At 67.7% G+C, this 11,261-nt stretch carries 12 protein-coding genes; 3 read left to right on the top strand and 9 right to left on the bottom strand.

Features of this window, described 5'->3' with window-relative positions; genetic code table 11:
- The 4 genes from P3H15_RS55990 to P3H15_RS51200 form a co-directional block, all read right to left on the bottom strand.
- Nucleotides 1–106, bottom strand: a 106-nt coding sequence (locus tag P3H15_RS55990; RefSeq protein WP_369426238.1) for a biotin carboxylase N-terminal domain-containing protein, incomplete at its 3' end; no start/stop codon positions are given.
- Nucleotides 107–217: 111 nt separating this feature from the next.
- Entirely contained in the window at nucleotides 218–1,594 is a 1,377-nt protein-coding gene (locus tag P3H15_RS51210) for a condensation domain-containing protein (RefSeq protein WP_276144353.1), read from the bottom strand.
- 21 nt (nucleotides 1,595–1,615) lie between these two features.
- Nucleotides 1,616–2,032, bottom strand: coding sequence for a SufE family protein (locus P3H15_RS51205; protein ID WP_276144352.1), 417 nt, complete (start codon nucleotides 2,030–2,032; stop codon nucleotides 1,616–1,618).
- Nucleotides 2,029–2,928, bottom strand: a complete 900-nt coding sequence (locus P3H15_RS51200) for a sulfurtransferase (RefSeq protein WP_072951493.1) — start codon at nucleotides 2,926–2,928, stop codon at nucleotides 2,029–2,031. The genes P3H15_RS51205 and P3H15_RS51200 overlap by 4 nt, the downstream gene beginning before the upstream one ends.
- A gap of 147 nt (nucleotides 2,929–3,075) precedes the next feature.
- On the opposite strand from P3H15_RS51200, the gene P3H15_RS51195 reads away from it, so the two are divergent.
- Entirely contained in the window at nucleotides 3,076–3,486 is a 411-nt protein-coding gene (locus P3H15_RS51195; protein WP_276144351.1) for a group III truncated hemoglobin, read from the top strand.
- On the opposite strand, the gene P3H15_RS51190 is transcribed toward P3H15_RS51195, so the two are convergent.
- The 3 genes from P3H15_RS51190 to tnpA all read right to left on the bottom strand — a co-directional run bounded on the left by P3H15_RS51190 (nucleotide 3,453) and on the right by tnpA (nucleotide 7,159).
- Entirely contained in the window at nucleotides 3,453–4,895 is a 1,443-nt protein-coding gene (locus P3H15_RS51190; RefSeq protein WP_276144350.1) for a condensation domain-containing protein, read from the bottom strand. The genes P3H15_RS51195 and P3H15_RS51190 overlap by 34 nt on opposite strands.
- Complete coding sequence (locus P3H15_RS51185; RefSeq protein ID WP_276144349.1) at nucleotides 4,895–6,412, bottom strand: condensation domain-containing protein; 1,518 nt, start codon at nucleotides 6,410–6,412, stop codon at nucleotides 4,895–4,897. Before P3H15_RS51185 ends, P3H15_RS51190 begins: the two co-directional genes overlap by 1 nt.
- A gap of 300 nt (nucleotides 6,413–6,712) precedes the next feature.
- The gene (tnpA, locus tag P3H15_RS51180; RefSeq protein WP_276144348.1) at nucleotides 6,713–7,159 is read right to left on the bottom strand and encodes an IS200/IS605 family transposase; all 447 of its coding nucleotides are present in this window, start codon (nucleotides 7,157–7,159) and stop codon (nucleotides 6,713–6,715) included.
- Between the two features lie 22 nt (nucleotides 7,160–7,181).
- On the opposite strand from tnpA, the gene P3H15_RS51175 reads away from it, so the two are divergent.
- Together P3H15_RS51175 and P3H15_RS51170 are read left to right on the top strand one after the other, a co-directional pair.
- Nucleotides 7,182–8,330: an RNA-guided endonuclease TnpB family protein gene (locus P3H15_RS51175; protein ID WP_276144347.1), complete on the top strand. Its 1,149-nt coding sequence runs from the start codon at nucleotides 7,182–7,184 to the stop codon at nucleotides 8,328–8,330.
- A gap of 175 nt (nucleotides 8,331–8,505) precedes the next feature.
- Nucleotides 8,506–10,131, top strand: a complete 1,626-nt coding sequence (locus P3H15_RS51170) for an MFS transporter (RefSeq protein ID WP_276144354.1) — start codon at nucleotides 8,506–8,508, stop codon at nucleotides 10,129–10,131.
- On the opposite strand, the gene P3H15_RS51165 is transcribed toward P3H15_RS51170, so the two are convergent.
- Nucleotides 10,114–10,758, bottom strand: a complete 645-nt coding sequence (locus P3H15_RS51165) for a nucleoside triphosphate pyrophosphatase (protein WP_072951507.1) — start codon at nucleotides 10,756–10,758, stop codon at nucleotides 10,114–10,116. The two genes, P3H15_RS51170 and P3H15_RS51165, sit on opposite strands and share 18 nt — an antisense overlap.
- Nucleotides 10,759–10,768: 10 nt before the next feature.
- Nucleotides 10,769–11,125 (bottom strand): acyl-CoA carboxylase subunit epsilon, encoded by a 357-nt coding sequence (locus P3H15_RS51160; RefSeq protein WP_276144346.1) that lies wholly within the window; start codon nucleotides 11,123–11,125, stop codon nucleotides 10,769–10,771.
- Nucleotides 11,126–11,261 lie beyond the last annotated feature (136 nt).

Below are 11,261 nucleotides of genomic sequence, written 5' to 3'. Positions count from 1 at the left end.
CGGCGGCCCGGATCACCCGCACTGCGATCTCACCGCGGTTCGCGACGAGCACCTTCGTGATGTGCGCGCTGGCATGACTGGGCACTGAGCCTCCTGTGGTTCGCATGGTCTGTCTCCGCGGTGGTCCCCGGGGGTGTTCACCGGCGGTGGGTTACGGCATCACTTCGGAGTCTAGGCACCGAACCGATCGGTGTTGCCACCGGACCGAATATTGCCGTCAGGCCTGTCCGACGCTCCGCAACCCTACCGAAGGGTAGCTGGTTGAAACCTGTTCCAGTTGCCGGCGGAGGCTCGCGACCCACGTGTGGACGCTCGCCGCGGCGATGTCGTTGCCCGGATATCGGACCGCCAGATTGACGCCGCGGGGGGTGCGATTGATCCACGCGTACACGTCGTGGGTGTACTGCCGGCTCCGCAGCGCCCGGGCGTTGCGCTCGTGCCAGCGGCCCGCTTCGGGCACGAACCGGACGTCCATGTAGGAGACGACGAAGCGCGGCCGGATGGGGATGCCGAGTTCCTTCTCGATCTGGTCGAACGGGACCACCGAGATCGGTTTCGTCCGGGCCACGCTGTCGGCGGCCTCGCGGGCGACGGTGGCGAAGTCGTCCGAGGTCACCTCGAAGTCGATCGGGCTCAGACCCACGAACCAGCCCAGTGCGGACGCCCACTGCGGGGAGTGCCGGGTATGGACCGGGGTGACCGTCCGAAAGCGGTCATCGCCCGCCACTTCCGCGCCGGCCAGGCCGAGGCACGCGAGCAGGCCGGGGAAGAACCCCACATCCGCCTCGCGGCACGCCGAGTTGAACGCCGCGGCCTGGTCGGCGTCGAGTATCCAGGCGGACAGGTTCTGCTGCGCATACGACGTGCGCGGGCCGACTTCCAGCGGGAACTCGGGGAGCCCCGGCCCTTCGAGTGCGGACCGCCACACGTCGAGCGCCTCACGCTTCACCTCGGCGTCGGTGGAGATCTCACGCTCCTCGCGGCCGAAGTCGATATAGCTGCCGACGGGGAACAGGTTGGCTGTGCGACCGGACAGCGCCTGCTCGTACAGGGCGGTCAACTCGTGGGCGACGAGCACGATGGAGAACCCGTCGATGATCGAGTGATCCGCCGCGAAGAACACCGTGAACCGGTCGCGTTGCACGGTTTCCAGCGTCGCGAAGACGTACGACGGCCAACTGTGCGGCGAGGCGTACTCGTCGAACAGTTGCTGCAGGTGCGCGAAGTTGTCGCCTCCGGCGGCGTCGTAACCGTGGCTGACGACCCCCACGTGCAGCCCGCCCTGCGGCACGGTCCGCCGGCACACCCGCTCGGTCTCCGTGTCGAACGTCGTGTGCGAGCGCAGCACCTCGTGACGATCGGTCCACTTCTCCAGCGCGGTCCGGAACGCGGTGACGTTCAGTGCGCCGTGGATCTCGAATGCGGTGCCCAGCCAGGATTCGCGACCGTCGGCATCGGCGCATCGGCGCAGATGCGCCTCGTGGATGTACGAAGCCGGACGGGGATCGTCCACCCACTCCGAGCGGGCGCACGGCAGCCATTCGGTGAGCGCACCCACCGGAACGGGGTAGTCGGCAAGTTCGGTGAATTCCATCGGTATGTGTTCAGACCCTGCCTAGCCGCGAAGATGCCGCTTGATTCGCGCGAGCATCGCCGACATGCCGCGCAGCCGCAGCGGACTGACGGCGTCGGCGAGCCCGAGCGCGGAGTAGAAATCGTCCGGAACGCCGAGGATGGTGACAGCACTGTGCCCATCCAGGCCCTGGTGGAGGATCGACGCGAAACCCCGCGTCGTCGGTGCCTCCGCGGGCGCGCTGAAGTGCAGTCGCACGTGCTCCGGATCGGAGTCGTCGACCGACAGGAACAGCGGAGACTGGCACTCCGGCACCGGTTCCATCGCGTCCTGCTCGAGTTCGGCAGGCAGGGGCGCCAGTTCGCGGCTGAATTCCAGCAGCAACTGCAGCTTGTCCGAGCCGTCGACGGCGGCGAAGTCGTCGACGATCTCGGCAAGCGAATCGGGTAGTTGGGTCATGACGTTGCGCCGGGAACGTCTCCCGGCTCTTCACCCCTGACGATCGGAACGCGAACCATGTTGCCCCATTCCGTCCACGAACCGTCGTAGTTGCGGACATTGGGGTAACCGAGCAGGTGGGTGAGGACGAACCAGGTGTGGCTGGAACGCTCACCGATCCGGCAGTACGCCACGATGTCGTCGTCGGCGGAGACCCCGCCGTAGATCTCGTTCAGTTCACCGCGCGAACGGAAACGGCTGTCGGGTGCCGCGGCCTTGGCCCACGGAATGCTCTGCGCGCTCGGGATGTGGCCGCCGCGGAGGGCGCCCTCTTCGGGGTAGTCGGGCATGTGGGTGCGCTCGCCGGTGTACTCCTGCGGCGAACGGACGTCGATCAGCGGTCCCTTGCCGAGGTGATCGAGGACGTCGTCCTTGAACGCGCGGATCGGGGCGTCGTTGCGCTCGACCACCGGGTAGTCGGTGGGGGAGGTCTCGGGGACGTCGAACGCGGTGTCCCGGTTCTCGGCGATCCACGCGTCGCGGCCGCCGTCGAGGAGACGGACGTCCTCGTGTCCGAACAGCGTGAACACCCAGAGGGCGTACGCCGCCCACCAGTTGCTCTTGTCGCCGTAGATCACGACGGTGTCGTCGCGGCTGATGCCCTTGCGGCTCATCAGCTCGGCGAACTGCTCCCCGTTGATGTAGTCACGCGTCACCGGATCGTTGAGATCGAGGTGCCAGTCGACCTTGACGGCGCCGGGGATGTGACCGACGTCGTAGAGGAGCACGTCCTCGTCCGATTCCACGACCTTGAGGCCGGGTGTGCCCAGATTCGCGGACAGCCACTCCGTCGACACGAGCCGACCGGGATTGGCGTACTCGGCGAAGGACTGGGTGGGATCTGGCGCTACGGGCACGGGTGGGCTCCTGGGGCAGATGCGACGGGGACGGATCAATTCTAGGCGGACGCCGGAGGTTCTTCCGACCGGCGTTCACACTTACCTTCCGCGCACGGTGAGGACGGTGAAAGCGGGCGCGTAGATTCGCACCGGAACGGAGGCCCCATGCCCGACATCGCGACGCGCGCCGACCTGGAGCTGCTGCTCCGGCACTTCTACGGCCGGGCATTCGCCGACCCGGTCCTCGAACCGGCATTCGAGACGCTCGCCGTGATCGGCCTGGACGACCACCTGCCCGTCATGTGCGACTTCTGGGAGACGATCCTGCTGCGCACCGGCGTCTACCGCGGCAGCGTCGGTGCCGTGCACCGGGCGCTGCACGGCAGGCACGGATTCACCGACCGGCACTTCGACCGCTGGGTCGAGCTGTGGACGTCCAGCGTCGACGAGTTGTTCCTCGGCGTCGTCGCACAGCAGGCCAAGGTCGAGGCGGCCAGGATCGCCGTCGGGATGCGGCGACGGCTGTTCGTGCCCTCCGGTGGTCAGACGACTGGAGTGCCCTCCAGGTTCAGCTGACTGGTGAGCTCCGCGATGGGAGTGACACCGTTCTCGCAGACGTCGTGCATGATCTCCCGCAGCCGTACCAGGAACTCCGTGACCGCACGCCGTGCCGTCGGCGTCTCGGGGAACCGCGACCGCAGCGCGAGACCGCGGTGGGTGCGTGAGATCCAGAACTGGGCATCGTCCGCGACCGTCACGTTGCTGATGTGATGGGCGTTCAGTTCGTCGTGGTCGTCGGTGCCCGGCAGCTTGCGGTAGTCGATGTAGGAGACCATGAACACATCGGTGCGGGTTCGGCGATATCCGTCACCGAGCGCCTCCCGCACCTGGGCCATCGTCACGCCCTTGAGCGTGAGCGCCGTGCGGAACGAGGCGTGGGTGTGCGCCAGCGAGGCTTGGAAGTCGCAGTCGGGGGTCAGTTCGACCGTCAGCGGCGCGCTCGTCGTGAGCCACCCGATCGCGTTGGCCCACTGCGGGTCCTGGCGGATGTGCAGCGGAAACTGCAACGGCATCCGGTCGGTGCCGTTGATCGACTGCACGGCCAGGCCCATCGCGGTGAGCGTCCCCGTGAACAGGCTTCCCCCGGAGTCCAGGCAGATCTCCTCGAACCGGTCGGTGCCCGCGGAATCGAGGAGGGGACGCACGTCGGCGCCCTGTGGGGCGGGCCTGCCGGCCTCGACACCCAGATCGAGCGGGAAACTGGGCGCGGTGCCGCCGCAGCGCTCGTAGAAGCGGGCCCATTCCCGCACCCGGGGGTCGCCGATCTCGGTGACCGGCGCCACGGCCTCGAGTTCGCAGTACCGCAGGAAGCTCCCCGGATCGCCGAGTTCCTCAGTCAGCTCCGCTTCGGTGAGTACACCCGAGCGGCCCAGCCCGATGATGCGCTGATAGATCTGCCGGAGTTCGCCCAGCGCGATGACGAGCGAATACCCGTCGACGAGCGTGTGATCGAACGCACTGACCACGGTGTAGTGCGAGTCGCGCTCGATGGTCGCGAACAGGTAGGCGGGGAACGTCAGCGGATCGCACGCCTCGGTGAACCGGTACCGCAGATGGTCGCGGAGCTCGTGCGGTGACGTCGTCACCGAGGACTCGGACGCGACGACGGTGATGTCGTCGGGATCGAGATCCACCCGTGCCATCGCGTCCGGGCTCACGTCGAAGCCGGTCTGCAGCGTGTCGTGACGCCGGATGAAATGCACCAGCGCCTCCGCGAGCGCGTCCCGGTCGAGTCGGCCGGGGAGGTCGAAAGCCGCTGCCATCCAGACGCTTCGGCCGACACCGTGCGTGCGCGCGGTATCGAGATGGAACTGCTGGTTGTACGACGGCGGCACCGCCGAGGCCGACACTTCGCCCGGCGCGACCGACCATTCCGTCACCAGGCCGGGTTCGAGCATGTACCGGTCGATGGACGTGACGTGCACTACTGCGCCCCTGCGACAGTCGCGGATTCCGCGACCGCCGGCGCGAAGGGCGTCACCGTGTAATCGCCGTCGCGTGCCACGGTTTTCAGGATGGTCGACAATCGTTCTGCATACGCCGTCACCGATCGGTGCGCCTCCTCGGTGTCCGGATGCGAGACGGCCATCCACGTGCCCTCGAGGACGCGATTGATCCAGATCGACGCGATCTGGGTGGCCTTGCCACCCACGATGCCGGTCGCGCGGGTCGACGCGAAATTCTCGGTCTGCGGCAACCGCCGGCCGTCGATGTACGACACGATCGGCGGCGGTGCGAGCGTGGTGTGCTGCGACGTCGCTTCGGGGCCGACCTGAGCGAGCACGGTGTCGATCACCTGCTGCACGGACACCTCACCGAGAGCCTTGCCCGAACGGTAGGCGTCCTGCGCGCGCTGAGCGAGTCCCGTGAACGTCGTGGCATCCTCCAGGGCGAACCCGACCGGAATGAGGTTGATGAACCACCCCTGGGACCAGTAGAACTGCGGATCGTTGCGGGTGGTGAGAGGGGACAGCGCCATGTAGCGGTCGCGCCCGACCAGCTCGTGTTCGGTGATGGCAAGGGCCGCGAACACGCCGCCGATGAAGTTGGAACCGTGGGCCTTGCACACGGCACCGAACCGCTCGCACTCGTCGGCGTCGGCGAGGTCGAACCGGCTGCCGATGGCCGGCTTGGGTTCGTCGGAGGCGCCGAGGTCGAGGGGAAAGCTCGGGAAGGTTCCGCCGTTGCGGGTGAGGTGGCCGATCCAGCCGTGGACCTCGGGGGAGGCGAGGGTCAGCGTCGCCGCCTTCTCCCGTTCCCGCCGGCTGTACTCCACGTAGCTTCCCGGGTCCGGCAGTTCGGGCTCCACGCCGTCGAGTTCGGCCTGATAGAGGATCCGGGTCTCGGCAAACGTGAGGATCATCGACTGCATGTCGGTGTGCGCGTGATCGACGGCGTGGAACAGGGTGAAGCTGTCCTCGCTCCCGGGAGCCCCGGTGTCGTAGTGCTCCACCACCCCGAACACGAATGCAGGCCAGGCCAGCGCGCTCGTGTCGTTCGCGAAGCGCGCGGCAATGTGGTCGCGGACCTGTTCAGGGGTGGTGAGGGTCTCACCCTCGTGTGCCGTGAGCGCGATGGAGTCGGCAGGCACGACGTGCCGTCGGACGGAATTGGTGGTGTCCGTGGGGTCGGCGTCCGCGTTCTCGAACGAGAACCAGCTGTGTAGCGTGTCGTGCCGCAGGACGTAACGCTCCAGGGTGCGGGTCATCGCGGCGGTGTCGAGGCGGCCCGGAAAGTCGAAGGCGATGCCGATCCACGGGGACTGGGTCTCGCCGTTGTTCGCCGCCAGCCGGGCCCGCCGCAGATGCCGTTCCTGCATGGTGGTCGGCAGCGCCGGATCAACCGGCGCCTCGGCAGCCGCACGTGCACTCGCGTCCGTGACTTTCCACTCGACGACCCGCCCAGGCTCTGGCTTCCAGTGGGTGATCAAGTTCAAGTCCATCGAGCGGCTCCTGGTGTCGAATTCGAGTTGCGAGGTGGGTCGGGTGTGGCACGGACTTCTCGCAACAGGATGCGGCACCGAGTGCCTAACCGCGAGAGGTAACGAAGTATGAGACTGATTACAGGTCGGTCCCGGTCCAGTCAAGTGTCGGGCAAAAGGGTTCCACGCTGCAAGTTCTTCGCGTAGCATCCAGCAATCTTTGAACAACCTCACAGCTTTCTGTGAGGTTCGAGCCGCTAACCTGTCCGGATGCTTGTGACCGCGGAGCGTAGCGCGCAAGCCCGATCCTTCAGGGCCGGGTCAGAGCTTCGACTTCGGCCTGCCGGGAGCGCGAGGCGGTCGCCGCTGCTGCTCGATGTACTGCCGGATGATCGAGAGAGGCGCCCCGCCGCACGATGCGGCGAAGTAACTCGGGGACCAGAGGTGTCCGTTGATGGAGTGCTGGTTCACCCATCCGCGGTGCTGGTCGCGCAGGCGGCGTGCGGAGACGCCTTTGAGGCTGTTCACCAGCTTCGAGACTTGGATGGTCGGAGGGTATTCGATCAGCAGGTGCACGTGGTCGCCCTCCCCGTCGAACTCGACCAGCCGGGAACCGAAGTCGTCGCACACGCTGTGCATCACCTGTTCGCAGGTGGTCAGCATCTCGTCGGTGAGGGCTCCGTGCCGATATTTGGTAACAAAGACCAAGTGGACGTGCAGGGCGGAAACTACGGAGCGGCCGCGTCTGTATTCCGGTTCAGAAACCATAGACCAATGGTATTCTGTGGGTGTGCAGTTGCGATACCAGTACCGCGTCTATCCGACGCCCGGTCAGCAGGACATGCTGGCCCGGTCGTTCGGGTGTGCACGGGTGGTGTTCAACGACTGCCTGCGGATCCGCCAGGACGCGTATGCGGCCGGGGTGAGCCTGTCGGATACCGCCGTACAGAAGCGGGTGGTCACCGCGGCGAAGAAGACTCCGGAGCGGGCCTGGTTGGGCGAGGTCGCCTCGGTGGTGCTGGTGCAGGCGTGCCAGGACGCGCGGCGGGCGTACCGAAACTGGTTCGACTCGCTCTCCGGGAAACGGAAGGGCCGCACGGTCGGTGCGCCGCGGTTCCGGTCCCGCCGGGACAATCGGCAGACGATCCGTCTGACCCGCAACGGGTTTTCGATTCGCCCGAGCGGGAAGCTGTACGTGGCGAAGGTCGGCGAGGTGGAGGTCGCCTGGTCCCGCGATCTGCCGTCGGAACCGTCGTCGGTGACGATCATCAAGGATGCGGCGGGCCGGTATTTCGCGTCGTTCGTGGTCGAGACGACCGACGAGCCGCTGCCGCCGGTCGATGCGGAGGTCGGGATCGACCTCGGGTTGGCGACGTTCGCGGTTATGTCGAACGGCAAGATCATCAGCTCGCCGAAGTTCCTGCGCCGTGCCGAACGCAAGCTCCGCGCGGCGCAGCAGGTTCTCTCGCGGAAGGAGGAGGGCAGCAACAACCGGGTCAAGGCACGTCTTCGCGTCGCGAAGGCTCACACCAGAGTGTCCGATGCTCGCAGGGACTGGGCGCACAAGCATTCCACGGCGATCATCCGCGAGAACCAAGCGGTGTTCGTCGAGGATCTGTGCGTGCGGGGGCTGGCGCGGACACGGTTGGCGAAATCGGTTCACGACGCCGGGTGGGGGATGTTCACCCGGATGCTGGAGGAGAAGGCCGCCCGCTACGGGCGCACCTTCGTCAAGGTGGACCGGTTCTATCCGTCGTCGCAGATCTGCTCCCGATGTGGGGTCCGGGGCGGCCCGAAACCGCTCTCGATCCGGGAGTGGACATGCACGGTGTGCGGCGCGGTTCACGACCGCGACGTCAACGCCGCGAAGAACATCCACGCCGCAGGACGTGCGGAGTGGTTAAACGCCTGCGGAGGGGTCGTCAGTCTTCCCTCCTAGAGGGAAGCGAGCCCCAGTGAAACAGGAACCCACCCCAGCGGCGCGCAGCGGCGCAGAAGGAATCCCGGCCGTTCCCAGCCGGGAGGACGTCAATCAGCGTGACGCACTCTATCGGGGCGAACTCGGTCGGTGGGTCCCGTGGCTGGGTCTGGCAACCAGTCTCGCCGCCGTCTTCATGCAACTCCTGGACGCGACCATCGTCAACGTCGCGCTGCCGAGCATCGCAGTCGATCTGGGCGCCTCGGTGTCGGCGCAGCTGCTGATGGTGAGCGTCTACACGCTGTCCTTCGCGTGTTCCCTGATCACGGCGGCGCGACTGGGGGATCTACTCGGCAGGCGACGGGTCTTCCTCACCGCGCTGGCCGTCTTCATCGTGGCCTCACTGCTCTGCGGACTCGCCCAGTCGCCGACCGCTCTCGTCGTGTCGCGGGCGTTGCAGGGCCTCGCGGCGGGGTCGATGTCGGCTCAGACGTTCGCCATCATCTCGGGGCTCTTCCCGAAACGCGCCCATCCGCGGGTGTTCGGGATCTACGGCGCGACCATCGGGCTCGCCACGATCTGCGGTCCCCTCGTCGGCGGACTTCTCATCCAGTGGGACCTCTTCGGCTGGGGCTGGCGGCTCATCTTCTTCGTCAACCTCCCGCTCGGTCTCGCCGCCCTGGTCCTCGGCTACTTCTACCTCGTCGACGCGAAGCCGGACGGTGTTCGCCAACTCGACCTGGGCGGCGCCGTGCTGTCGGCAGTCGGGCTGTTCCTCCTGATCTTTCCGCTCGCGGAAGGACGTGAACGCGGCTGGCCGACGTCGATCGTGGTGATGCTGCTGTGCTCGGTGCCGGTGCTGATCGCCTTCGTCGTCTACGAGTGGCGGCTCGGGCGCCGCGGCGGCGACCCGGTCCTGCGCCTGGAGTTGTTCACCGACCGCGCGTTCTCGCTGGGCGCCGCCATCGCGTTCGTATTCTTCGGCACGCTCACGTCGCTGATCTTCACCATCTCGCTCACCCTGCAGTTCGGGTTCGGGTTCTCCCCGCTGCGGGCCGGGATGATGACGCTGCCGTGGGCGCTCGGCACCGGTCTCGCCGCGCTGGCCTCCGCCGCCGTCTACCGGCGCATCGGCAACCTCGTCCTGCCGTCGGGGATGGTGCTCTTCGCAGGCTCCCTCGTCGTGCTGGCAGCGCAACTGCAGCACGAGGGCACCGATCCGAGGTGGTCGGCGCTGGCCGGGCCCCTGTTCATCGGGGGAGCCGGGCTCGGATTGTTCGTGGCGCCGCTCCAGACGGCGATCCTCGCGACCGTGCGACCGCAGAACGCGGGCTCGGTGTCCGGGCTGCTGCCGACGGTCCAGCAGGTGGGCAGTTCGATCGGGCTCGCGGTGATCGGCGTGGTGTTCTTCAACCTCGTCGCGACGCAGTCGGCGGACGCGGTGCAGGCCGAGCGGCCGGCGCTGACCGCTCAGCTCGCCGAGGTCGGGGTGCCGCCGGGGCTGATCCCGCGCGCGGAGGAGACATTCGTGCGGTGCGCGTCGGAACAACTCGGGTCCACGTCCCCGATGAAGGTGCCCGACGAGTGCCGCTCACCGGTATCGGGAGGAACCCAGCTCGGTGCTGCCCAGCAGCAGATCGCCGACTCCGCGGTGGTCGCGGCGCGGGAATCGACCCGCAATGCGGCAGGCGAGGCGTTTCTGCAGGCGGAACGCCGCATCCTCTGGATCATCGCGGCGGTCGCCGCTGCCATCGGGGTGGCGTCGCTGACCTTGCCGCGCCGGAACCAGCCGGTCGATGACGGCTCAGTCGCCGCGGCCTGACGTCGCCCACAACTCGGCGACGCCGACCCCCACGTCCGCGAGCAACCTCCGGACGAGTGGCAGACCGATCCCGATCACGCTGGACGGGTCGCCCTCGATGCGGTCCACGAACCATCCGCCCAGGCTGTCGAGGGTGAACGCACCCGCGACCTGGAGTGGTTCCCCGGTCGCCAGGTAGGCCTCCAGATCGGCGTCCGGTGGGCTCGCGAAATGGACCACGGTGGCGCTGTGGTCGTGTGCGTCACCCACCACGGTGCCCTCGGTGATACGCAGGACGCTGTGCCCGGTGAGCAGGGTCGCGCTACGGCCGGCCATCGACGACCAGCGCTCGCGCGCGACGTCGACGGTCCCGGGCTTGCCCTGCAGGGCGCCGTCGATCAACAGCATGGAGTCGCATCCGACGATCACGGCATCCGAGATCCCGTCCCGCGCGAGAACGGGGAGGACGTCCTTTGCCTTGGCGCGGGCCAATTCGGTGACGACGTGCTCGGGGGCGGCGTCGGCACCGAGTGCCGCGATGAGGGCGTCCTCGTCGACCCCGGAGACTCGCACCACCGGTTCCACCCCGGCGCTGCGCAGCACGGCCAGCCGCGCCGGGGACGCCGAGGCGAGAACGAACGACGTCACGAGGCCCGGATCAACGCCGGTACGCCGACACGTTCGGGAACGCGTACGGCGAGAACGGGGCGACGCTGCGGTGCATCCGGGTGGGAGCACCCCAGGATTCGGGTGGGACGTGCGAATCCGGCTCTCCGCTGTCGGCGGCCGCGACGGCGGAGAGCACAGCGACGAGCGCCGCGATCTCCTCGTCGGAGGGCGAACCCTTGACCACCTTCAGGAACGGCTCACGGGCCGCGTCGGCCGCTGCACCGTCGGCGGGGAGGTCGGTGACTGCGCCCTCCTCGAGCGTGGTGCCCGCCGCGGACCCGTTGACTGGCGACGTCGCGTCCGGGCTGGTCTCGGTGCGCACGTCGTCCTCGGTGATAGCGGTCACTCTGTCCAATGATTCGCCGACGCTCATAGCGGGATGTTCCCATGCTTCTTGGGCGGGAGGGTGACCATTTTGCGTTCGAGCAGGCGCAGGGCGGCCACGATCTGTCCGCGGGTGTGGGACGGGGGGATGACGGCGT

Source organism: Rhodococcus sp. T2V, assembly GCF_029269925.1.
In the GTDB taxonomy this organism is placed as follows: domain Bacteria; phylum Actinomycetota; class Actinomycetes; order Mycobacteriales; family Mycobacteriaceae; genus Rhodococcus_F; species Rhodococcus_F koreensis.
The sequence above is the reverse complement of the archived record's forward strand: the minus strand, read 5'-3'. Positions and strand labels throughout refer to the sequence as shown.